Source organism: Streptomyces sp. NPDC020801 (assembly GCF_044334385.1).
Taxonomy (GTDB): Bacteria; Actinomycetota; Actinomycetes; order Streptomycetales; family Streptomycetaceae; genus Streptomyces.
In genome coordinates this window covers 41,114-63,102 of the sequence record NZ_JBIRST010000025.1, presented here as the reverse complement: position 1 = coordinate 63,102, position 21,989 = coordinate 41,114, and the positions used below count along the sequence as shown (strand labels likewise).

Genomic DNA, 21,989 nt, shown 5'->3' with positions numbered 1-21,989 from the left:
GTATCCCGGACACGCCAGGCGATGAGATGGCGGGAAAATCCAGCACTCTCTGTAATCGTATGGCGACAGTAATGCGCCGTCCGTCTGGGAGAGAAGAGAATGTTCAGACGCCGCCCCAAACTTCTGGCCCTCGCGGTCCCGGCCCTCACGCTGTTCGGCCTTTCCGGCACGGCAGACGCTGACTCTGCGGCGGACATCCGCTGCAATGACATCGCGGCGCTCGATCAGGCCATCACCAACGCCAACAACAGCACCGGACCGCACACCATCCGCCTCGCGTCCCGGTGTGTGTACACGATCAGTACCCCTTCATCGACCGGTGGTCTCGGCCCGAATGCTCTGCCGAGGATCAGCGGCGCCGTCACACTGGTGGGTCACGACACCACCATCCGCCGGGACCCGGACGCGTCCCAGGGATTCCGTATCGCCGAAATCGACGGCCCCAGCGGACGTCTGACGGTCGAAGGCATCACGGCAACCGGCGGCGGTTACCTCGACTACGCCGGGACGTACCTGCCCACCAACGGCGCCACGCTCATCCTCCGGAACAGCGATGTGACCAACAGCATCGCCAACAACGGTGGCGCCATCTTCGTCAACCAGAGCAGCACCCTCCAAGTCTTCGACAGCGTTCTGCAGGGCAACTCGGCGATCCAGGGCGGTGCCATCTACAACGGGCCCGGCAGTACGACACAGCTCAGCAGGACGAACCTGCTGATGAACCAGGCAGCGCAATACGGAGGGGGTCTCTTCACCGCCGGAGTTTCCCTGACCATCAGCAACTCCTCCGTCTCCCACAACACCGCTTTCCTGTACGGCGGCGGAATCTACGACGACCGTCACCCGATGGACATCAGGTCCACACGCATCGACTCCAATCACGCCGGACTCCTCGGCGGCGGAATCTACAACGCCGGCACGAGCACGCTGACCGACTCGGCCGTGCAGGGAAACAGCGCCGGCAACGGCGGCGGTATCTACCAGGACGCCCTGGGCGGCACGACGCTCGCCGACAGCCGAGTGATCCGCAATACGCCGAACAACTGCCGACCGCTCAACTCGGTGCCGGGCTGCGCTTCCTGAGGCGACCCGGCCGGCTCCGGAGCCGCCCGCCTCGTGTGAAAGCCCGAGGCCGGCGGCTCCGGCCGTGTGGGAGCCCCAGTGCGACGCACCGTGTTCAGCAGCTGAGGGAGAAACGCGACCGCCGGCGGTGTGTATTCGAGCCCTGCGGAGGGCATGCGGCATCGACACGCCGCGTCCTGCCGGCCGCGGCCCTCTCGTTCCGTCCACGGGGGCGGGGGCCGGCGTTGGATCCGGACGCGGTGGAGACGACACCGCGTTGAGAGACAGGCTGCAGCGTCCTGCGTGTGACCTGCGGCTTCCACGGCCGAGTCCGTGGCCGGCCCGCCGAAGCCACCGCACTAGGCCGGAGCTAGCCCGCCTTGCGTCGAGCCGCGCCCACGCCCATGACGGATGCTTGCGCATCCTTGAGCTGGAAGGTCTCGTCCTCCCCGAAATCCGGGGCCTGGAAGGGGTTCGTCGCCGGAGGCGGCGATGCCGCGGTGGCACAGCGGGGCGCCCCTTCCGGAGCGGAGAACAGCGAGGTCGGGTCGATGAGAGGTCTCCCATTCGTTACAGGGGCATGGAGCGGGTCGGCGTGCCGTGACCGGCACGCCGACCCTACAGCTTGCTCATCTTGGCGTACGGACTCATGATCCGCTTCTGCGCGGAACCGAAGTTCACAAGCACTGCGATCCCGTCCTCGATGCCGATCACCCGGCCGAGGCCGTACATGTCGTGTGTGACCCGGTCGCCGATGGCGAAGTGCTTGGGAGGCGGCGCGACCGGGGCCTTGAAGGGGCTGGTGGGCAAATAGCGCTTGGGTGCGGCTGGCTTTGTCATTGCCACCAGTATGCGCCTGCGCGTATCCGTTCGCTGCGGCCGTGCTCCTTTACTGTTCGGCCCACGCCCGGACGGCGAGCACCGCCTCAGGGGAGAGGCCGCGGACCCATGCCGCTGACCTGCGGATTCAATGCCCGGGTGGAGGGCTTCCCGCCCTGATGCGTGCTGAATCCGTTACGAGGGGAGTCCGTACTGCCCTGAGTCGTACTGCCCCGCCTCAGGCGCCGGCGGCCGTCACCACGGCGTCCGTGGCGAAGCCCAGCAGGAGGCCGAGCAGGATGCACCAGGTGGTGAGGGTCTTCAGCCCGGTCCTGCGGGCCACTGCCAGCAGTTCGATGACGACGTAGAGGATCGAGCCGGCGGCGAGGCCGAGGAAGGCGATCGACAGGGTGTCATTGACCAGGTGCTGGCCCACCAGCGTGCCGACGAAGGTGGGGCCGCCGCCGATCAGGCCGAGCCACAGCAGGGTGAGCCAGGAGGGGCGTTCGCCCTCGGCGGCCAGGGGGGCGACGATGCCGAAGCCCTCGGTCGCGTTGTGCAGGCCGAAGCCGATGATCAGCAGGACGGCCAGGGAGATCTCGCCCTGGGCGGCGGAATTGCCGATGGCCAGGCCCTCGGCGAAGTTGTGCAGGCCGATGCCGGTGGCGATCATCAGGGCGAGTGAGCCTGCCTGGCTGCGGGCTTTCGGCGCCAGCTCGGCGGTGGCGGCAGCCCCTGGCCCGGCCGGCCGTGCGGCCGCGGCCCGGCGGCGGGCGATCCAGGCGTCGTAGTGCACGAGTCCGGCGAGCCCGACGGCCAGACCCGCGGCGAGGGTGAAGCCGCCCGAGGCGACGGTTCCCCAGTCGTGCTTGCTCAGCGCCTCGTCGACGGGCTCCCAGGCATGGGTCAGCACATCCCACACGAGGAAGATCAGGATGCCGATCGCGACGGCGTTCAGGCCGGCCCTGAGGCGAGGTGTGGGTGTGCGGAGACGGCCGATGGGGAGGCCGAGGTAGATGGTGAAGCCTGCGATGGCGCCGAGCAGGGCGATGTTGGCGCTGGACATGGGGACTCCGGTCTGACGTGCATGGAAAGCGCACAGAAAGTAAACCAGGCAAGGCTTACCTAATAAGGCTACCGGGTCGCCCTTCCGGAAAGCTTGGCGAAGTCATTACCGGAGGCGCTGGCGAGTCTGGTTGCCTCCGGCCTCGGCTGATCCCCCGTTTCCGGTCGGCGGGCCGACGACGTCCTTGCCCGTCCAGCGAAATGCCGCGGCCGACGTCCTCCCGGAAGCCGTGCCGGCCGCCCGGTGCGATGCCGCGATGATCCTTCAGCCGCAGCCGCAGCCGCAGCCGCTGCCGCTGCGGTCGGCGCCGCGGTCACCGTCCCCGTCGTGGTCGTGGTCGTGGTCGTGGCCTTGGTCGCGGTCACCGTCCCCATCGCGGTCGCGGTCGCGGTCACGGTCGCCGTCCCCGTCCCCGTCGCGGTCGCCGCCCTCGCCGGCCCGCTCGACCGGCCTGCCGAGTGCCAGGTTCCAGCGGTCGGCGCGGCCGCTGAACTCGGCCACGCGCAATGGCGCCACGTCGATCCGCCAGAAGGCCGGCTCCGGCGCTCCCAGCACCCGGACGGTCGCGGCTCGTACGACCTCCGGTTCGACAACGGCGACCGTCCGGCCGGGGAAGTGGGCGGCTTCGTCCAGCCATGCCGCGACCCGTTCGCACAGCTCGTGCACCGACTCCCCGCCGTGCGGGGCGGATGCCGGGTCGGTCAGCCACCGGGCCACCGCCTCCGGCTCGGCTGCCGCCACCTCGTCGAGCGTTCGGCCGCGCCAGCGGCCCATGTCGAGGCCGGCCAGTTCCGATGCGTCGTCGGCGTCGAGGCCGAGCGCGGCCGCCGTCTGCCTGCAGCGCACGGTGGGGGAGACAAGCGCACGGCCGGCGCGCGGGAGGACGCCCGCCGCTGTTCGGGCATGTGCCGCCCCGGCCGGGTCAAGTGGGCACCCTTCGTCGAAGCGGACCTCCCGCAGGGCTGCGTTCATAGCTGGTGAGATCAACATCACTCGGCTGGTCACAAGCTCACTCTCGTGGTCGACAGCCCTGCCCCCGCAGGGAATTCACAGAGAACGGCGGCCTGAGGGGCTCCCGTTCGCGCCCCCGTGCGCCCTTGGCCGCACCTGCACTTCGCGGTACCTTCTCGGCGAAACCGACGACGGATCGCGGAAGCCGGTGGGAATCCGGCACGGTCGCGCCACTGTAAGCCCCCACGACACATCTGCGTTGTGTGGTGGGCAAGTCAGACCCGCGCCGTCGTCCTGTGCACCACCGAGACGGGACGCGAGTTCCCCAGGAGGTCCTGCCATGGCGCAGTCTGCCGTCCAGCCCAGCGCTACCCCCACCGCCATCCCCGCCAAGCTGCCGATCGGTGCGATCGCCCCCTGGGCGGTCTTCTTCGGCATCCTGATGCTGGTCCTGCTCTACTTCGTCGGCGCCGAACAGGGCGCCACCTCCGTGATGTCCGGCGAGAACGTGCACGAGTGGGTGCACGACGCCCGGCATCTGCTCGGCTTCCCCTGCCACTGACGACGGGGAAGAAACCCAGCGGCCCATGAACTCGGCAACCGTCCGAAATCTGCTGGTGCGTGGCATGCTCGCGGGACTCGCCGCGGGCCTTCTCGCCCTCGCCGTCGCCTACTTCCTCGGCGAGCCGCGCGTCGACTCGGCCATCGCCTACGAAGAGGCGCACTCCCACGAACACGGCATGGAGGTCGTCAGCCGCACGATGCAGTCCACCGGCGGCCTGGCCACCGGTGTGCTCGTCTACGGCGTCGCGTTCGGTGGCATCGCCGCCCTCGCGTACTGCTTCGCCCTCGGCCGGATCGGTCGCTTCGGGCCGCGCGCCAGTGCGCTGCTCCTCGCGGCGGCCGGCCTGATCGCCGTGTATGTCGTGCCCTTCCTGAAGTACCCCGCCAACCCGCCGTCCGTCGGCGACCCCGGCACCATCGGCAGACGCACCACCCTGTACTTCCTGATGATGCTGCTCAGCGTGCTGCTGGCGATCGCCACGGTGATCCTCGGCAAGCGCCTCGCCCCGCGCCTGGGCAACTGGAACGCGACGGTCGCGGCGGGGGCGTTCTTCGTCCTGGCCATCGGGTCGGCATACGTCTTCCTTCCGGCCGTCAACGAGGTCCCGAAGGACTTCTCGGCCACCCTGCTCTGGCAGTTCCGCTTGTCGGCCCTGGCCGTCCAGCTGACCCTGTGGACCGCCTTCGGGCTCGTCTTCGGGCTGCTGGCCGAGCGGGTGCGGGCCCCGAAGGCTGCGGGAGAGCCGACTGTGAAGGGGGCGAGTGCCGGGGCAGGAGCGACACCGGTTCCACGCTGACGACCTTCCTCGACCTGCCAGCCCTGCCCGCGACGGGAAAGTCGACTGCAAGGGGCCGCGGGAGCGCCACGAGAAGATCGACCCCATGGACGACAAGAGGGGCGCGCCCGTGATGGGCGCGTCCCCTTGTGTCGCTGCCGCGACCGCTACTGGAGCACGATGACCACGAAGGGCCCGTTGTCGAAGCGGTGATCGAAGCGGTGATCGAAGCGGTGGTCGAAGCAGAATCCGGGGTGGTCGAAGCAGAACCCGCGGTGGTCGAAGCGGAACCCACCGTGGTCGAAGCAGCGCGAGTCCTCGTGGTCGAAGCACACGCTGGTGGTCACATGAGTGTGCGCGGCAGGGGCTGCTGCTGCGGCCGTGCCTGCTGCGCCGATCGCAGCGCCGCCGGCCATCAGAACGCCGGCCGCGGACGCGGCGACGAGACGCCGCACGCGTTGTGCTCGCATGGCGGATACACCCTTCCTTCCATCGTCTCGCGCGACTCTCAGCGACACGAGTTGTACGGCCGCAGCCGCAGGGAGGAAGCGGCATGATCGCAGGCGTCGCCCCGTGCATGGGGGGAACTTCCCGCATCCAGGATCCCCGCTGCACGGGAACCGGCCGACCAGGGACGTATCCCCGGACTGCAGCCCTACTTCCCATACGTCGGCGGCCCTCTTTTGGATTGCCGATCCGGCGGGAAAACCGCGACAGGACAGCGGGGGCGGGGGCGTCCCGACGCCGTAGTAGAGGACCTTCACGCCGCTGCCTCGGCGTACGGCAACGCGTGTCGCAGGTGGTCGGCGTACTTCTCGGCACCGCCCTCGCGGAAACGCGGCAGGTTGAGCACGACCACCGGCTCGCCGGGCCACTCGGCCACAAAGCGTTCGATGTCCTGGAGGTCCGGATCGATCTTCATCGCCGAGCCTTCCCTTCGTTCCCCGTGGCCACACGGCAGCTCGTGCCGGGCACAGGTTCTATTGCCGGGCTAGGTGCGCGCGCATCTCGCTTTCCGGGTCGGTGATGAGCTCGCCCGACAAGTCCATGGTCACGGTGTGGATCTCGCCCGTGAAGTGGAAGGGCGAGGAGTAGTCGGCCGTCACGGGCGGACCGGGGTTGGCTCCGCAGGTCAGGCCGCCCGGGTTGAACATGATGGGCGTGGTCACCGGGAAGTCCGCCGCCGCGACGAGGTGACGATCGATGTAGAGCTCGGCACGGCCCGGGGCTCCCTTGCCGGCCGCGAGGTCGGGCTTGCCGGTGGGCTCGAATTCGAAGCGGAGCTCGTGGCGCCCCGTGGGTATCGGGTCCGAAGAGGACACGGTGTGCAGACTCCGGCCGACGTAGTTGTGGGTGTAGCGAAGCCTGCCGTCGCTGATGTAGAAGGACCATCCGCCGGCGCTCGTTCCCTGGCTGATCAGTACGCCCTCGGCGCCGTCGGCGGGTATCCCCACATCGGCGGTGATGCTGTGCGGGCGGTTGAGTACCCGGGGGGCGACGGCCGAAGTCAGCGTCTGCGTGCCGGGCCGGAAGGTGTAGGAGTCGCGTGCCTGGGTGATCTGCGGGCGCTCGGTCGTCATGCGCTGCAGGGTGCTGCTGTCGATGGGCAGCACGCCGTACTTGCCTGCCTCCGCGTACCACAGGGAGATCATTTCGATCAGTTTGTCGCGGTGCTCGGCGGCTACGTTCCGGGTCTCCGCGAAGTCCTCGTCGAGGTGGTAGAGCTCCCACTTGTGGGCGTCCAGCTCGGAGAGCATCTCGGCGGTGATGGGGGTGCCGAACGGCTTGTCCGACTCGGAGAACGAGGGGCCGGGCCAGGGGCACACAGCCCGCCATCCGCGGTGGTCGATGGCGCGGTGGCCCAGCATCTCGAAGTACTGGGTGTCGTGACGGGTCGGTGCGGAGCCGTCGTCGAAGGTGTGGGCGAAGCTGACGCCGTGCAGGGGCGATTGAGTGACGCCCTTGATGGTCCCGGGAGGTTCGGCTCCGAGGACGTCGAGGACGGTGGGGACCATGTCGACGAGGTGGGCGTACTGAGTGCGGATCTCTCCGCGTGCCTTGATCCCGCGCGGCCAGTGGACGAGGAACGGGTCGCTGGCCCCGCCGCGGTAGGTCTCTCTCTTCCAGCGCCGGAACGGGGTGTTCCCCGCCCACGTCCAGCCCCACGGATAGTGGTTGAACAGCCTTGGACCGCCGAGTTCGTCGATCGCCCGCAGGCTGTCCTCGAGCGGTTCGGGTGCGTTGTTGAAGAACTGCGCCTCGTTCGTGGTGCCGGTGGCGCCACCCTCCGCGCTGGCCCCGTTGTCGGAGACAACCATGATCAGGGTGTTGTCGAGTTCACCGGTCTCGGCGAGATAGTCGAGCAGCCGGCCGATCTGGTGGTCCGTGTGGGACAGGTATCCGGCGTAGACCTCCATCATGCGGGCGGCCAGACGCCGCGCGTCCGGCGAGAGAGACTCCCACTGCGGGACGTCGGGGTCGTGGCGGGAGAGCTCCGAGTCGGGCGGTGCGACACCGAACTGCTTCTGGTTGGCGAAGGTCTTTTCGCGGTAGGCGTCCCAGCCGTCGTCGAACTGCCCTCGGTAGCGGTCCGCCCACTCCTGCGGCACATGGTGCGGTGCGTGGGTGGCGCCGGTGCTGAAGTCCATGAAGAAAGGCTTGTCGGGGGCGACCTGCTTGGCGTCGGAGATGAAGGCGATCGCCGTGTCGGCCAGGTCTTCGGTCAGGTGGTAGCCCTGTTCCGGTGAGCGCGGGGGCTCGATCTGGTGGTTGTCGTACACGAGCTCCGGATACCACTGATTGGTGTCGCCGCCCAGGAAGCCGTAGAACCGTTCGAAACCGCGTCCCAGGGGCCAGCGATCGTACGGACCGGCCGGGGACTCCTGCTCGGACGGCATCAGGTGCCACTTGCCGAGCATGTACGTGTTGTATCCGTGCTGCAGCAGCATCTCGGAGAGAAACCCGTTCTCGAAGGGGATGTTGCCGTTGTAGCCGGGGTAGCCGGTGGCCATCTCCGTGACCGCCGCCATGCCGTTGGAGTGGTGGTTGCGGCCCGTGATGATGCAGGAGCGCGAAGGCGAGCACAGAGCGGTGGTGTGCATGTTGTTGTACAGCAGACCGCCGCTGGCCAGCTTGTCCAGGCTGGGCGTCCGTATCGGGCTTCCGTAACAGCCGAACTGCCCGTATCCCGTGTCGTCGAGGACGATGAACAGCACGTTCGGCGCTCCTGGTACGGCCCGCATGGGCTCCGGCCAGGCCGGGCTGGAAACGTCGGCCGTCCGCCCGATCACCCCGGGAAAGGAGGTCCCTGGCTTGTACTCGTTCACGGACATGGCAACCGTCCTCCTTCTGGTCGGACCTCATGCGCGTGCGGATCGTCGCGCGTACGACCGGTGGGCGCACATCGCACGGTGGCGGGGGTGCCGGTGAACGAAGCGGGGCGGCTCGGCGCACGCCTTCCCGGACCCTGGCAAATGTATTTCAGGAGGATTTACGGAATCATGAATCTTTCCGCGAAAGGCGCATCATTGAATAAGTCTCGCGCCCGGCTCGTGTCGGTTGCCGACCTCCCGTAAACGGCGCACGATATTCATGCTAGACCCTTGACGGAGGTGGCTGCCACTGGGCGGGCGACGCCTGCCCGGTGAGTTGATGTGCGGCCGCTGTGGAGAGATGGCTGAGCATGACCCCGGAAACTGAACTTCGTGCCGCATTCCGGTGTGGCCGCCGCGCGCGCCGGGCTGCGGCGTGAGGTGGGGAACGGAGGGTGGCCCGGAGCCGAACACCGGCAGCCGTGCACGCGATCACCTGGCCAACGAGCGTACGTACCTGGCATGGCTCAGGACCGGGATCAGCATGGCGGCACTCGGTGTTGCCGTGGCCAAACTCATCGGCGACAGAGGTGTGCGTGCCGTTGTCGCCGGTATCCTTCTGGTGATCGCGGGCCTGTTGCTGAGTATTTACGGAACAATGCGTTACCGGTCCGTGGGGCGACAGCTGGAGGCCGGTGTCTTCGCTCCCGCCAGGTCCAGAATTGTGATCGCCATGACCTTGGTCACTCTCGTGGCTTTGCTGGCCGGACTCATTCTGATCTGACGGCCCCGAAAGTTTCATCATTCATTTGGTGGAGGGGTGAGGTCCCTCGCGCACATGTGATCCGCGCCGACCAAGGGGAGACTGGTGGTCATGCTCGGGAAGTGGTTTCCACTCGCCGAAAGCGGGGACGGTTTTCTGCGGTCGGCGCCCTTCCGCTATGTGCACTCGGTCGATACCACGGCTCCTCCCGAACGCATTTGGGAGAGCATCACGGGCGACGCGCTGGTCCGCTGGACACTGGCGTTCACCAGCCTGAGGTGGGACTCGTCTCCACCGTTCGGCGTCGGGACGGTGCGTGAGATCACCCTGCTGGGAGTCTTCACCGTTCGCGAGCGGTTCTTCCGGTGGGACGATGGAAGACGCTATACGTTCAGCGTCGTCGAAGCGTCCCGTCCCGGGCTGCGTCGCGCGGCGGAGGACTGGATCGTGGAACCCGTCCCCACCGGCTCGCGCCTCACCTGGACCCTGGCCGTCGAGCCCGCCGGGTGGGCCCGGCCACTGCAATGGGCGGGCAGCCCGGTCATCAACCTCCTGAAACGGCACGTCATGCGTGCCGTCCGGGTACACACGGGGAGCTGACGTCCGGATCCGTACCCGCTTGTGATCGGCACCACGGCGACCGGTGAATCCGCCCGCGTATGGTGTGGCAAATCCCGCTCTGAGTGAAACCGGGGCTCGGTCGGCGCGGAGCCGGCGTGTTCCAGGTGATCAAGGAGGTCCTTGCCCGTGGTGCCTCAGGCTTCCTCGGACGATGCCCGCGTGCGCGCGGTCATCGAGACGCTGAGACCGTATGCGTGGCGCAGGCTCACCCCCGAAATGGTCAGCCGCCGGGTCCTCGCAGCCGTCGACGGTCACGGAATGGCCGGTGCACTCCCGGTGCCGCGGCACGACGAGCGAATCGACGTACTCGTCGGTTTCCTGAGTCGCTGCCGGTGGCGTGGGCTGACGGTCGGCGCCTTGAGCCTGCAACTGGTGGCGGCTCTGGACACGTGGCGGCAGGAGAGCCAATGGCTCGAAGTCGAACTGCGTTGGCTGCTCGACGGCTGAGACCACCCGTGAAGAGTCACGTTGGGGACCGTTCGGCCCATGCGGTGGACGTCCGCGACGGGCGATGCTGGACACACGGCCGGTCCCGAGGTCCTCAGGGCATCCGGGTCCCGGTCGCGGTGAATCGCGCTTCTCGCGACGGGCCACGAGCACATCACGGAGTGCTCGCCCCCATGGCGTCCCGTGCTCCGCCGACCCATTCCCAGGACCTCGCGCGAACGCCGTGGTCCTCGTCCCGAGGAGCATGACATGCAGGCCCTGATCGTTCTCATCGTCGTGGTCGGCCTCCTGGCCCTGCTGGCGCTCGCCATGGCGGTGAAGGTCGTCAAGCAGTACGAGCAAGGGGTGCTGTTCCGCTTCGGCCGACTCGTCGGAACACGCTCCCCGGGGCTGCGGTTCATCATCCCGTTCGTCGACGTCCTGCACCGGGTCTCGCTGAGGGTCGTCACCATGCCGATCCAGTCCCAGGGCATCATCACCCGGGACAACGTGAGCGTCGACGTGTCCGCGGTCGCCTACTACCGGGTCGTCGACGCCGTGAAGTCGGTCGTCGCCGTCGAGAACGTCCAGGCAGCGATCAACCAGATCGCCCAGACCACCCTGCGCAAAGTCGTCGGCCAGCACACGCTCGACGAGACGCTGTCGGAAACGGACCGCATCAACCTGGACATCCGCCAGATCCTCGACGTCACCACCGTCGAGTGGGGCGTGCAGGTCACGCTGGTCGAGCTGAAGGACATCCAGCTGCCCGACACCATGAAGCGCGCCATGGCCCGCCAGGCCGAGGCCGAGCGGGAGAAGCGAGCGAAGATCATCAACGCGGAGGGCGAGTCGCTGGCCGCCGCCGCACTCGGCGACGCCTCGGACACGATGATGGCCCACCCGCTGGCCCTTCAACTGCGCAATCTGCAGAGCCTGGTGGAGATCGGAGTCGACAAGAACACCACCGTCGTCTTCCCCGCCCCCCTCATGAGCACCATCGGCGAACTCGGCTCCTTCCTCGCCCGCGAAGCGACAGCGGCCGCATCCCCGGCGCTCCCCGACAGCCTCGCCAGCACCATCCCCAGCCCCAAGTCGAACGGCGCGACCGAGACCGTGTGACCGCCGCGCCCCGCCGGGCCGGCCGGTGATCTCCGCGAGTGCGGCGTTCATCCGACCGGCCGGTCGGCCCGACTGAGCCCGATCCGCGGTCACAGTCTCCTGGCCCGCGGTGTGAGGGCGGCGCAACTGAATTTCCCACACGGTCTAACAGCTCGGAAACCGGCCGCTACGGTGGTCGGACTAGCTTTGTGACCATGAGGGTGTGGAGGCCGGTACGGCCGGCGCTCGGCAGGCTTGGCGCAATCGGCAAGAGCGTTTTAGGCAAGGGCAGTTCGGGGCACCGCCGCAGCGGCCGAACGCCTCCCGGCCGTCGTCCGGTGCCCGGCTGGCGCAGCATCAGGGGCCGGGTGGCGGTGGTCATCACGGTCCCGATCTGCCTGCTGCTGGCAGTGGTCGGTCTCGCCGTGCACGGCCGCACCGTGGCCCTCGGCGATGCCCGGACGACCCGTTCCGAGGTCGGCCTCAGCCTGCGAATCCAGGCCCTTGTACACCAGCTGCAACGCGAACGCGGCCTTACCAACGGTGTGTTGGGGGGCGAGGAGCAGTTTCGTCCGCCACTCGCCGCCACTCGCGAACGCGTTGACACGGAGCTGCGCGGAATGCGCCGCGAAAGCGCCGTCGAGAACGTGATCCAGCGGCACTTGCGGCGCCTTGCCGGCGCCCGGGCCGCCACCGACGCGGGCACCGCAGACCGGGCCGCGACCCTGACGTTCTACACCGCCGCCGTCGACGCCCTCAACGCCGTCGATCCGGTGGCGGAGACCGCGACCGGCGCGGACCACCAACTGCGCGACGGGCTGGGGGCGTTGCGGGAGCTGGCCGCGGCCAAGGAGTCGGTCGCTCTCGAACGCGGCTTCCTCAACGGTGTGTTCGCCGAAGGCGGCTTTCACGGCCGCGAGTACCTCACGTTCACCGAGATACGTGCCACGCGCGTCGCCGCCCTCGCCCGTTTCCGGCAGATCGCCACCGCACCCCAGCGGGCGGCCTTGAAGAGAGCCTTCGGCACCGAGGACGCCGAACGCGCCGGTGTCTACGAGAACCGGGCGGAAGGCGCCGCCGACGGCTCCGCGCTGCACGCCGACGCCGGCGCCTGGTGGGATGCGATGACCGTACTCGTCGACGACCTGTACGCCGTCCAGCAGTCGGTCGGTGACGATGTGCGCAACCGGGCCGACCGGCTCAGCCACGACGCCGAGCTGGGCCTCGCCGCCTACCTCGTCGCGGGAGCGCTCATGGCCGCCCTCGTCGCGGGCCTGGCCGCTTTCGCCTCCCGCTCCCTCACGCGCCCGCTCGGCGCGCTCGCCGAGGCCGCCCACGACGTGGCGCGGCACCGGCTGCCCGCGGCCGTCGCCCGTATCCAGCAGTCCCCGCAGGACCGTGCGGAGCTCCTCCCGCCGGCGGACGCCCCGGACAAACCCGGTTCACGGCCGCTGGGCGGCGCGGCGGAGATCGCCGAGGTCGCAGCGTCCCTGCACCAGGTGGAACGCACCGCCCTCCACCTGGCTGCCCAGCAGGCCGGCCTGCGCCGCAACACCACCGAATCGCTCGCCAATCTCGGCCGCCGCAACCAGAACCTCGTGCGTCGTCAGCTCAGCCTCATCACCCGCCTGGAACGGCAGGAACTCGACCCGGACGCCCTCGCCGAGCTCTTCGAGCTCGACCACCTCGCCACCCGTATGCGGCGCAACGCCGAAAGCCTCCTGGTCCTGGCCGGGCAGAATCCGCCGCAGCCCACGGCGGCACCCGCCGACGGCCTGGAAGTCGTCCAGTCCGCCGTCGCCGAGGTGGAGCAGTACCGGCGGGTCCTGATCGCCGCCGTGGAGCCGGTACGGGTGCGCGGACACGCGGTCGCCGATGTCGCCCACCTCCTTGCCGAACTCATCGAGAACGGGCTGACCTTCTCGCCACCGACCGAACCGGTCGAGGTGCACGGCTGGTACGACACCGAGGACGACACCTACTGCTTCGCTGTCGTCGACCACGGCATCGGGATGTCCGAAGCCGACAGGGAACGTGCCAACGCCCGTCTCTCCGGCGCCGGCGAGGAGGCCTTCCTCGCCGCGCCCACCCGGTTCCTCGGTCACCTCGTCGTCGGCCGTCTCGCCCACCGTCTCGGCGAAGGCGCCCAAGTCCACCTCTTCGACACCACCGGTGGCGGCCTGTCCGCACTTCTTGCCCTCCCGGGGCGTCTGCTCGCCCCGGTGGAGGGCCCCTCCGCCTCACTCCTGCCCGCCAGACCCGCTGTCTCCTCCCTGCTCAACGGATTCCGAGCAGGTGTCGCCCGTGGCGAGGCCCGAAGCACACAAGGAGCGTCATCGTGACCACCGCCATCCAGAACTTCGGCTGGCTCATCTCGGAGTTCGTACGCACCGCCGACGGCGTCACCGATGCCGTCGCAGTCTCCTCCGACGGCCTGCTCATGGCCGCCTCGGACAGCCTCGGCCGAGATCGCGCCGACCACCTCGCCGCCGTCGTCTCCGGCATCACCAGCCTCGCCCAGAACGCGGCCACGGCACACGGCTTCCGCGGCATGAAGCTCGTCATGATCGAAATGCTCGGGGGCTTCCTCATGGTGGGCCGCGTCCGCGACGGCAGCTGCCTCGGCGTCCTCGCCGCCGAGGGGTGCGACGTCGGCCTGGTCGGCTATGAAATGGCCATCCTCGCCGACCGCGCCGGGGAACTGCTCACCCCGCAGTTGGTACGCGAACTCCACTCCGCTCCCCTGGCCGCGGGGTAGCAACGCCGCGCTCCGGCGACCCGCGTCCCAGACCCCTGCATCCGCGACAGACCCCTGCTGTCCGCCCGCACCGCATGTGTGCCATGCGTGTCCCCCACGCGTCGAGGCCCTCCTGCCCGCTGGAGAGAGGCGCCACGCCGAAGTCCTCCTGCCCGCTGGACAGGAGCACCGCTGACCTGGTGTTCCCCTGTGCCTCGACAGAATTCGAACCTGCGGCACCGCTTCCGCTGGATCTGGCACGGGTGCGGCGGCGATGCCCTGGGGGCGCCTCATCGATCAGCACTCCGACCTGCTGCTGAGCTGTCAGCAGCTGTCAGCAGCTGTCGATGCTGGTCGCCGTCGAGTGCCCTTCAACGGCCCCAGGACGGCCCGGGAGGGCGCTCGGCTCCACGGACATATCGCTGGACAGCGAAGTTGAGTGGCTGGACCATCGTGTTCGTGATTCTCTTGGTGCCGGCTGCACTGGTGGTGTTGGTGATGCTCGTATACGGCGTACTCATCGACCGACGCACACGACGCCGTGGGGGTACGAACCGAGACAGCCACAGCATGTGGCTCGACGCGCGGGAGTCCCGGCGCGATCTGCGCGCCTGGAAGCGTGGTTCCATGGGCAACAGCGGAGGAGATCTCTCCTGGATGAACCACCGCAGGCGATGAGAAGAGCCCGTTGACCTCGGGTACCTCCCACCCGCACGACGCACCGAACTGACATCAGTGCCGGGCGTCGGCGAGGAGTGAGAGGACTCTGGGCCAGCCCCGCTCCCTTGCGGCGGCGTCGGCGGCGCGGCTTCCGCCGAGATTGGCATTGCGGCCGGTGGTGCGGTTGAACAGTGAGGTGGCCGTCGCAAGGTACGGAAAGGTCCCCACGCCATGCCCTGCGCCTGGGTAGATGAGGGACTGGTGAGGGTAACGGTCGTGGTTGTCGTTCAGCTGGGCGGCGATCTGTTTGGCGTAGGCAGGGGAAGCCCACAAGGTGTCGTCAGCGCCGGCGATGGAGAGCAGCGGCCCACTGAGATGGTCCAGCCGTATTGTGCTCTGGGAGATCGGCTTCCGGCGGTAGGTCCAGGCTCCGTGGATGAGCCGGGGGTAGTTCTCGGCCAGGAGCAGGGCGGCCTCGCTGACGCGTGAATAGCCCATCGTGATGATGCGGGCCGGATCCGTGGAAGGCTGGGCTGCCAGCAGGTGCGCAGCGGTCGCGAAGTACTCCAGCGGGATGTCCTGCAACGTTGGGGCAGGCCCGGCATGCGGAAGTAGCCCAGCGACAGAGTCGGATAGCCGTGGGACGCCAGCAGCCCCGCCTCGCCCCCCATGCTGTCTCCGCCTTCCGATCCGCCGAAGGCCAGCACCGCAGAATGGCGTGGCGTGCCGGGGCGGGGCAGGAACAGCCTCCCGACGACCTTGTCGTGCGTCATGGAGAGTGTCCGGCTGCGGACACCCGGCGTCTGCCATTCACGGGTGAGGGCACGGCTTGCCAACGTTCGCCCGTGCGCGGTGACGCTGATCCGGACCGTGTAGGAGAGAGCCTTATCGGGGAAGAAGGATGCCAGTTCGGGATCGCCGGACGGCGGCCCCATCGACCAGAACAGACTCATGCCGTCGACGTTGTCGTAGGTCCCCGTCACCGGCCGCGACGTGGTGAGGTCGACGACACCGTGGTCGTCCGCGGTGAATGCTGCCTCCGCTTTCCAGACCTGGCCGTTGTGCGCGGTCGCTTAGGAGCCCACGACAATCCGGTCGTGCGGTGCGAGGTCCGTGATCCTTATGCGTACCGGCTGATCGACCAACGCGACCGGCATGTCGACATCGATGGCTGCCCGGGTGCCGGCAGGCCGCGCCGATGAGCACTCTGCCGTCCCCCACGCGACGATCACGGACATCGCTACGCCTAATGCCCACCGCAGTTGGTGCTGTCGAGACATCATGCCCCCATCGCCCCCGAAATGCGTCTTTGGCCTGCCCCTGTGGGGACTTCCTTGTGCCGCCGGGCCCGTGCCGCGTTCTGGCCGCTGCGAGTGCCGACGGGCGGTCGGCGCTGCGCAGCGCCCCAGACACCCGGGGCGTTGGGTCATTCCGGCTGGACCGGAGTGCGGCCGTGCAGCACTGCTTGGGTGTGAGCCCCGTGGTCGGTGGCGCGGAACTCGTCGAGCAACTCGAAGAACATCTCCATGGCGGGCCTGCCATCCTGCTCGGCCGCGCGCTCGATCTCGGTTGCCCAGCCCAAGGGGCTGGGATGGCGCATGCCCAGTCGTGGCCACAGCCACTCGGAGAAGCGGCTGGAACCGCCCGGGTTCCAGAAGTCGAACGGCTCCGCGATGCCGTGCACTCCCAGGGCGACGCGGTAGCCCGTAAGCATGGAGTCCAGATGCTGCAGGGAACTGCGACAGACCCACATGCCAGGGCGTAGCCGTACCTCCTCCAAGAAGTCGTACACATCGCTAAGTTCGCCGAGCTGCCTGGGCGCGCGCCTCGTCCCCTCTGCCATGTGACCACCTTACTGACTTCGGCGTTTCAGGGTCAGTTCGGTCTGTCGAGAGCGAGGCCCGTTCCGGCGAGGAACCCGCCGAGGATGGTGTGCCGGTACTGCAGCGCCTTGAGCCGCCTGCGCAGCAGAGTCTCCAGCTCGCTGAGGGTGCGGGCGGCCAGGTTGGCCAGGCTGCGCTTGATATGTGCCCACAGGCCCTCGACCGGGTTGAGTTCGGGTGCGTACCCAGGCAGCAGGACCACGGTCAGCCATTTCCGCTCGGCCACGAGCTTCTTCATCGTCTTGGAGATGTGGGTGCTCAGCCGGTCCCACACCACGATCAGCGGGGCCTTGAGCAGGTGGTGGGCGCCGTCGAGCAGGTGGATGTAGTCGCTGTCGCCGAGCGAGCGGCGCTCGCCCTTGCGGCCGGTGTGCCGGCGCAGCCGGTAGCACAGGCGGGCGGGCAGGCCGGGCCGGTAGCACAGCAGCCCGGCCACCGAGAGCCGTCCCCGGCTGCGGCCGGGCACTTTGATCCTCGGGGTGATGCCACGCCGGCCCCAGGTTCGGCCCTTGGGCGGACGGCCGGTCACGCCCGCTTCGTCCTCGAAGCAGACGAACGCGCCGGTCGCCGCCCGGAGGGTTTTACCTCCTGCCAGGTCGCCTCCCGCCATGCGGTGATCGCGTTCTCGTCCCGTTCGGCGGCGGGCCGGGCGGGCATCTGCACGCTGAACCCCATACGGTGCAGCAGCCGGGTGACGCCGGAGGCGCTGTAGGAGAGGTGGAACTTCCGCCCGATCAGTGTGCGCACTCGTGCGGCGGTCCACACCTGGTCCTCACTCCAGCCGTGCGCGGCCGGTCCTTCGTCCAGCCAGGCGGCGGGCTTGGCCTGCAGGTCGGGGCGGAGTCGGCAGTCGTAGCCCGGTGGCCCCTGGGACCGCAGCGCATCCCGACCGTCCGACGCCCAGGCACGGCGCCACCGGTAGACCGACTTCTCACTCACCCGTAACTCCCAGGCGATGCACGGGACTTTCACGCCCTCCTCGAAGAGGTCAGCGGCTCGCATGCGTACCTCTTCCCGGCGCTTGCGCTGCTCGGCGGTCAGCCCGCCCCGTCCGGATACCGCATACCTCCGGGCTACCAGCCAAGACGGACCCTGTCACCAGGTCCGACGAAGACCCAGACGCTATAACGCCAAGGTCAGTAATGAGGGTCGGGGGTGCTGTGGTGGGGCTTGAAGGCGTATGCGCATGAGGGAAGTTCTGCGCTCCGGCGGTGTGCGAGTGGTGGGAGGACAGCCGGCCTCAACCGCACTGCCGTCGTGTGCGGTCGTGTGCCGTCGACCAGCACCAGCACCAGATGCGGCCGGCCAGCCTCTGATGATGGCGTCAGAGCCCTCGGCTTGCGAAGCCGAGGTGGTCTACGGGCGGCTGTCGGGCAGACCTGCGCATGAGCGTGTTGGCGCCTGGTGCCTTCGCACCAGGGGACGCAGGGCCTCGCACTCCTGGGCACGGTTCTGGTCGGCCGGCCGTGGCCGCCATCGTTTCCACACCGTGAGGGTTCCTCGGCCGTCGGCGGTGACCAGGACGGGGCGGCGCTCCCCGGCACCAACCCGGGCCCGTTCCGGAAGGCCGGCCGGGGGGCGTGACCGCGGCCTGCTGCATTGGCAGCACCGACGTCACCGGGTCGGGGGACTGCGCCGCCCGCTGCCGGGCCGGACATCCCGGATAAGTGTGATCATCACAGCAAGGTGACATGGCGACTCCGGGCCGTCACCACACCTGGCAGGAGGAACCAATCGATGAACCTCACTCTGAAGCGCCTGCTCGGCGTCACCGCTGCGCTGGTCACGGGTGCGGCGGCCCTGCTCGGCACGGGCGCCGGCGCCGCCGGCGCCGCCGACGGCGCGTACTGCGACCGCGCCGAACAGGACATGTGGAGCGACGGGCCCAGCCGCAACGTGACCGGCCACGACTGCAGCCTTCCGGCCGACGAGGGCCGCTGGTACACCGTCGAGATTGACACCCTCGTACAGACCCACTACAAGGGGGACACTCTGGACGCAGGGGTCGACCGGACCGAGACCCTGCACGGCAGAACCATCAGGTGCCTGGGCTACACCTCCAGCCACGGCACGGTGAACTGGTTCGGATGCCCACCCGTCTGACACACCCGCCGACGGCTCCCGTGCCGACGCCCCTGCCCTGCGGCCTGGCCGGACCTTCCCGAACGCCGTCGTGCGCACTCGCCGGCAGACACTTCGACGACCGGCCTGCGTACGCACACCTGTGGCATGGCGCCTGAAGCACCGAAGGCCGGCCAGGGAGGAAACCCCTCCTGAGCCGGCCCTTCTCTCTGTGCCCCCGGCCTCTCTGTGCCCCCGGCAGGATGCGAACCTGCGACACCCGCGTTAGGAGTTCAATCCGACGCCTTCAGCGCTCGGCTGGCACGAGGCCAGAGCTAACGCCTATGACCGCCTGCGGTTGCTGGAGTCCAGGGCCGTTGATGTCAGCCATGGATGTCAGGCGACCCCGCCTGGCTGAACTATGGACGACGGTAGGCGGCACGGTCGATCTCGGGCGTCGGAGCCCGGGACAGGTCCATGTAGCACGGGTGGTCGGGGTCACCTACCTCCATGAGCACGAACTGATCGACGTCGTGGTTTGCGAAGCGATGGAGGTACTGCAGGAAGAGTTCCAGTTCCTTGGACGTCCGATGGGAACGACGCCTGGACCTGCGCGACGCCCTCGTCTCACTCGCGTGTGACCTCATCTGTCGGAGACGCCTCGAGAAAACCCGACCGTGATCGTGCCAAGAGCTCTTGAGGCGCCCATACCAGCCGCCCTCAGAAGTACTCGACCTTCTGACCCTCCGGGACCTTGTAGCAGCCGGACACGACGGTCAGGCTCAGCATCGGCGGGTTGTCCTTCAACATCTGAACGATGTTTACACCGGCCTTCTTCTCGTCATTGTCGGCGGTCAGATTGATGTTCTTGTTCTTACTGGTATCCGGACCGTATTCGACGATCTTCCACCCATGCTTCGGGAGTTCCGCCCTGAGATTGTTCATTGCCTTTTCGACGTCGCTCGCCGAGGTTGGGTGCAAACTCCACGGGTGAAAGATCTGGAAGTATTTTTTCGGGTCCTTTCCTGGGCATTCCTGTACCCCTGTGGAACCGTCGGATGCTTTTCCCTTGACGCCGATCAAGTCGTATATGCCGCTGGATACCTTCAGTAGCGCATCAGAGGCATCCTTTGTGGTGCTCGTGCCGGCGAACTTGGTTTCATCGGAGTTCTGGTCAGACACACTGCATCCCGTGAGAGTAGTGACTGCAAGGGCTGCGGCGAGCACAAGAGTGCTCAGCTTTTCCTTCATGACGGGGAGCCTTATTCCGTCGGACTGGGCTATGGGGCGGTCATCGTCTCATCGCCTGCGTACCAGCACCTCTATGTGGGCGTTCCTATTTTTCCCACACTGTGTGCGGTGTATACGGCCTGGTCGGCTCCGGTGCCGCCCTCACGTCGTCGTATTTACCGACGACTACCAGGGCCTGGTTTTTCAGGCTCTCGGAGCCCCCGTTCCAATAACCGCCGTGCCCTTGGGTGTCCGTGGCCATCTGGTTGGCGCCGAAGCCTGAATCGGCGGGAATTTCGCGCCCGAAACCTCCGCCATGGATCATGCGGCCGAGCTCTGGAACCGGGTCCCCGTCGGCGTACTCGTTCCACACATGCCCCTTCGGGACGTCCAGTTGATCGGCGTTGGAAACCTCCACGCCGGGGCTACCCGCGAAGACGATGTCGTTGGCATGAAGATCTCCGGTCTGGGCTGCGGCGCCCACCAGACTCGATCCGTACGAGTGACCGATCACGGTACGGTGCGGTGCCGAATCGCCGGAATGTGACGCGTCGAGTCCATCGAGGAATTTATCGAAGGCCGGTGCACCATCGTATGCGTAGTGGGTGTAAGTCGCGTCTTTTACGACGTCGTCTGGTGCGTCGTAGCCGAGCCAGGTGATTGTGGAGACGGATTTTCCATCAGATACAGGGTGGGCTGTCTGCCAGAGAGTGGTCATCCGGTTGATGTTCCCCTCGATGCTGTCCAAATCTGAAGTCGTACCCGGCACATAGACCGCCTGGTGATCCGCGGTATCCGGGTTGCCGTTGGCGATGATCGCGCGACCGTCTCCCGCCTCGCTGAAGCCCAGCAGGTATGCCTCGGGTAGTTTGTTGGCACCCGTCGCGTCGGGAGTACCCGTCGCGTCGAAACGGCGCTGTATCGCGTTCATGCCGTCAATCCCCTTGTGCATCTCCTTCCGTTCGGCTTCCCATTCCTCCCACGCCGGGTTTTTTTCCTTGCCCTGCTTCACCCCGGTGTGCAAGTTGATGTGGTCCTGGTACATCGGGGGCTCAGGGTGATCCTTCAACCAGGCGTCGTATTTGACCTGTGCGACACCGTGCGCCTCGGAGAGCACTGTCCGGTTGGCCTCATCCCGAACCGTGGCAGGGAGTCCGTCGAGCGCGCCGACCGAGTCGGGACGCATGGAGATCCACGCGGCCTGCTGCTCCGGGCTTAGCCCCTTCCACCACTTCGCGTTGTCCGTCGGTTTGCCGTTCTTGGGCGGCTGCGGCAGCGAGTCGAGGTACTCCTTGCCCGCGTCGCGCACGCCGCTTGTGTCCGAGGACGCGTCGGCAAGGTCTTTGTCGGAGACGGTGAGATCGTCGTCCGCCTTCAGCGCCCGCACCTTCGGGGCCCACTTCTCGTCGGACTCCGTCGCCTCCCTGAGGGCGCCGGCGATCTCATCCGCGTAGTCCAGTGCGAGGCGGTGGTTCGGGTTGGGATCGAGGTCGGCGGACTGACGGCTCACTGCCGCGACCACACCCTCGAACAGGCCGCCCGACGTGCCGCTGACCGTGCCGCCCCCTGGCACCTTTCCGTCCGAATCCTTCTCCCCGCCCGCCGGATAGGTGATCGAGCCGTCGGCGTTCACGGTGAGCTTCGCCGCCTGCGCGCCGTCGATGGCCGCTTGAAGCTTCTTCTTGGCCGCTTCGATCTCGTACGAGAACGCCTCGAGAGTCGTACTGACCAGTCGGCATTCGATCTGGATGTAGTGGAAGTTCTTTCCCAGCTGCGACAGTTGGCCGATCGCCGCGGTCGCGGCCTCGCCCCTGAGGGAGTTCCTCATGGCCACGGAGATCTCGTTCTCGATGCGGTCCTTGGCCGCGCCGGCCATGTCACTGGTGCTGCGGTATCCGTCGGTCGCGTCCAGAAACTCTCTGGGGTCGAGCGCCTTCAGGGTCGCAAGGTCCATGACT

22 protein-coding genes, 1 pseudogene and 1 riboswitch are annotated in these 21,989 nt (G+C 67.9%); of the genes and pseudogenes, 10 read left to right on the top strand and 13 right to left on the bottom strand.

The window, feature by feature from the left end; genetic code table 11:
- Positions 1-99 precede the first annotated feature (99 nt).
- On the top strand, positions 100-1,083 hold the full coding sequence (locus ACH4UM_RS35305; protein WP_398188624.1) for a hypothetical protein: 984 nt from the start codon (positions 100-102) through the stop codon (positions 1,081-1,083).
- A gap of 597 nt (positions 1,084-1,680) precedes the next feature.
- Here the strand turns inward: ACH4UM_RS35305 and ACH4UM_RS35300 are convergent.
- From ACH4UM_RS35300 to ACH4UM_RS35290, 3 genes are all read right to left on the bottom strand, one after another.
- Positions 1,681-1,902 (bottom strand): CarD family transcriptional regulator, encoded by a 222-nt coding sequence (locus ACH4UM_RS35300; RefSeq protein ID WP_398188621.1) that lies wholly within the window; start codon positions 1,900-1,902, stop codon positions 1,681-1,683.
- Between the two features lie 217 nt (positions 1,903-2,119).
- Positions 2,120-2,947 carry a ZIP family metal transporter gene (locus tag ACH4UM_RS35295; protein ID WP_398188618.1) on the bottom strand — a complete coding sequence of 276 codons (828 nt, stop codon included), beginning with the start codon at positions 2,945-2,947 and terminating at the stop codon, positions 2,120-2,122.
- A 264-nt stretch (positions 2,948-3,211) separates the two neighbouring features.
- Complete coding sequence (locus ACH4UM_RS35290) at positions 3,212-3,919, bottom strand: histidine phosphatase family protein (RefSeq protein WP_398188615.1); 708 nt, start codon at positions 3,917-3,919, stop codon at positions 3,212-3,214.
- Between the two features lie 128 nt (positions 3,920-4,047).
- Positions 4,048-4,204: riboswitch (cobalamin riboswitch) on the top strand.
- Between the two features lie 34 nt (positions 4,205-4,238).
- Between ACH4UM_RS35290 and ACH4UM_RS35285 the strand changes: the two genes are divergently transcribed.
- Together ACH4UM_RS35285 and ACH4UM_RS35280 are read left to right on the top strand one after the other, a co-directional pair.
- On the top strand, positions 4,239-4,460 hold the full coding sequence (locus tag ACH4UM_RS35285; protein WP_398188611.1) for a CbtB-domain containing protein: 222 nt from the start codon (positions 4,239-4,241) through the stop codon (positions 4,458-4,460).
- A gap of 25 nt (positions 4,461-4,485) precedes the next feature.
- Positions 4,486-5,259: a CbtA family protein gene (locus ACH4UM_RS35280; RefSeq protein ID WP_398188608.1), complete on the top strand. Its 774-nt coding sequence runs from the start codon at positions 4,486-4,488 to the stop codon at positions 5,257-5,259.
- A 146-nt stretch (positions 5,260-5,405) separates the two neighbouring features.
- Here the strand turns inward: ACH4UM_RS35280 and ACH4UM_RS35275 are convergent, their stop codons facing one another.
- The 3 genes from ACH4UM_RS35275 to ACH4UM_RS35265 form a co-directional block, all read right to left on the bottom strand.
- Entirely contained in the window at positions 5,406-5,708 is a 303-nt protein-coding gene (locus ACH4UM_RS35275; RefSeq protein WP_398188605.1) for a hypothetical protein, read from the bottom strand.
- A 290-nt stretch (positions 5,709-5,998) separates the two neighbouring features.
- Complete coding sequence (locus ACH4UM_RS35270; RefSeq protein WP_398188602.1) at positions 5,999-6,160, bottom strand: hypothetical protein; 162 nt, start codon at positions 6,158-6,160, stop codon at positions 5,999-6,001.
- A gap of 58 nt (positions 6,161-6,218) precedes the next feature.
- Positions 6,219-8,570 carry an arylsulfatase gene (locus ACH4UM_RS35265; RefSeq protein WP_398188599.1) on the bottom strand — a complete coding sequence of 784 codons (2,352 nt, stop codon included), beginning with the start codon at positions 8,568-8,570 and terminating at the stop codon, positions 6,219-6,221.
- A gap of 385 nt (positions 8,571-8,955) precedes the next feature.
- Here ACH4UM_RS35265 and ACH4UM_RS35260 point away from each other — a divergent pair, with 385 nt between their 5' ends.
- The 6 genes from ACH4UM_RS35260 (at position 8,956) to ACH4UM_RS35235 (ending at position 14,218) form a co-directional block, all read left to right on the top strand.
- Entirely contained in the window at positions 8,956-9,333 is a 378-nt protein-coding gene (locus tag ACH4UM_RS35260; protein ID WP_398188596.1) for a YidH family protein, read from the top strand.
- A gap of 90 nt (positions 9,334-9,423) precedes the next feature.
- On the top strand, positions 9,424-9,912 hold the full coding sequence (locus tag ACH4UM_RS35255) for an SRPBCC family protein (RefSeq protein ID WP_398188593.1): 489 nt from the start codon (positions 9,424-9,426) through the stop codon (positions 9,910-9,912).
- 180 nt (positions 9,913-10,092) lie between these two features.
- On the top strand, positions 10,093-10,380 hold the full coding sequence (locus tag ACH4UM_RS35250) for a hypothetical protein (RefSeq protein WP_398188590.1): 288 nt from the start codon (positions 10,093-10,095) through the stop codon (positions 10,378-10,380).
- Between the two features lie 249 nt (positions 10,381-10,629).
- Entirely contained in the window at positions 10,630-11,481 is an 852-nt protein-coding gene (locus ACH4UM_RS35245; RefSeq protein WP_398188587.1) for a slipin family protein, read from the top strand.
- 347 nt (positions 11,482-11,828) lie between these two features.
- A complete protein-coding gene (locus tag ACH4UM_RS35240; RefSeq protein WP_398188585.1) occupies positions 11,829-13,802 on the top strand; it encodes a nitrate- and nitrite sensing domain-containing protein in 1,974 nt (657 codons plus the stop codon).
- Positions 13,799-14,218 carry a roadblock/LC7 domain-containing protein gene (locus tag ACH4UM_RS35235; RefSeq protein WP_398188582.1) on the top strand — a complete coding sequence of 140 codons (420 nt, stop codon included), beginning with the start codon at positions 13,799-13,801 and terminating at the stop codon, positions 14,216-14,218. Before ACH4UM_RS35240 ends, ACH4UM_RS35235 begins: the two co-directional genes overlap by 4 nt.
- A gap of 711 nt (positions 14,219-14,929) precedes the next feature.
- On the opposite strand, the gene ACH4UM_RS35230 is transcribed toward ACH4UM_RS35235, so the two are convergent.
- The 5 genes and pseudogenes from ACH4UM_RS35230 to ACH4UM_RS35210 all read right to left on the bottom strand — a co-directional run bounded on the left by ACH4UM_RS35230 (position 14,930) and on the right by ACH4UM_RS35210 (position 17,742).
- Positions 14,930-15,442 carry a dienelactone hydrolase family protein gene (locus ACH4UM_RS35230; RefSeq protein ID WP_398188579.1) on the bottom strand — a complete coding sequence of 171 codons (513 nt, stop codon included), beginning with the start codon at positions 15,440-15,442 and terminating at the stop codon, positions 14,930-14,932.
- A gap of 251 nt (positions 15,443-15,693) precedes the next feature.
- Positions 15,694-15,864, bottom strand: a pseudogene (locus tag ACH4UM_RS35225) (acyl-CoA thioesterase/BAAT N-terminal domain-containing protein); the annotation flags it as partial.
- 419 nt (positions 15,865-16,283) lie between these two features.
- Positions 16,284-16,700, bottom strand: coding sequence for a hypothetical protein (locus ACH4UM_RS35220; RefSeq protein ID WP_398188576.1), 417 nt, complete (start codon positions 16,698-16,700; stop codon positions 16,284-16,286).
- A gap of 32 nt (positions 16,701-16,732) precedes the next feature.
- A complete protein-coding gene (locus ACH4UM_RS35215; RefSeq protein ID WP_398188573.1) occupies positions 16,733-17,269 on the bottom strand; it encodes a transposase in 537 nt (178 codons plus the stop codon).
- Positions 17,266-17,742 carry a winged helix-turn-helix domain-containing protein gene (locus ACH4UM_RS35210; RefSeq protein WP_398188570.1) on the bottom strand — a complete coding sequence of 159 codons (477 nt, stop codon included), beginning with the start codon at positions 17,740-17,742 and terminating at the stop codon, positions 17,266-17,268. The genes ACH4UM_RS35215 and ACH4UM_RS35210 overlap by 4 nt, the downstream gene beginning before the upstream one ends.
- Positions 17,743-18,477: 735 nt before the next feature.
- Between ACH4UM_RS35210 and ACH4UM_RS35205 the strand changes: the two genes are divergently transcribed.
- Positions 18,478-18,843: a hypothetical protein gene (locus ACH4UM_RS35205; RefSeq protein WP_398188567.1), complete on the top strand. Its 366-nt coding sequence runs from the start codon at positions 18,478-18,480 to the stop codon at positions 18,841-18,843.
- A 678-nt stretch (positions 18,844-19,521) separates the two neighbouring features.
- On the opposite strand, the gene ACH4UM_RS35200 is transcribed toward ACH4UM_RS35205, so the two are convergent.
- Positions 19,522-20,052, bottom strand: a complete 531-nt coding sequence (locus ACH4UM_RS35200) for a hypothetical protein (protein WP_398188565.1) — start codon at positions 20,050-20,052, stop codon at positions 19,522-19,524.
- A gap of 85 nt (positions 20,053-20,137) precedes the next feature.
- Entirely contained in the window at positions 20,138-21,985 is a 1,848-nt protein-coding gene (locus ACH4UM_RS35195; protein ID WP_398188562.1) for an alpha/beta hydrolase, read from the bottom strand.
- Positions 21,986-21,989 lie beyond the last annotated feature (4 nt).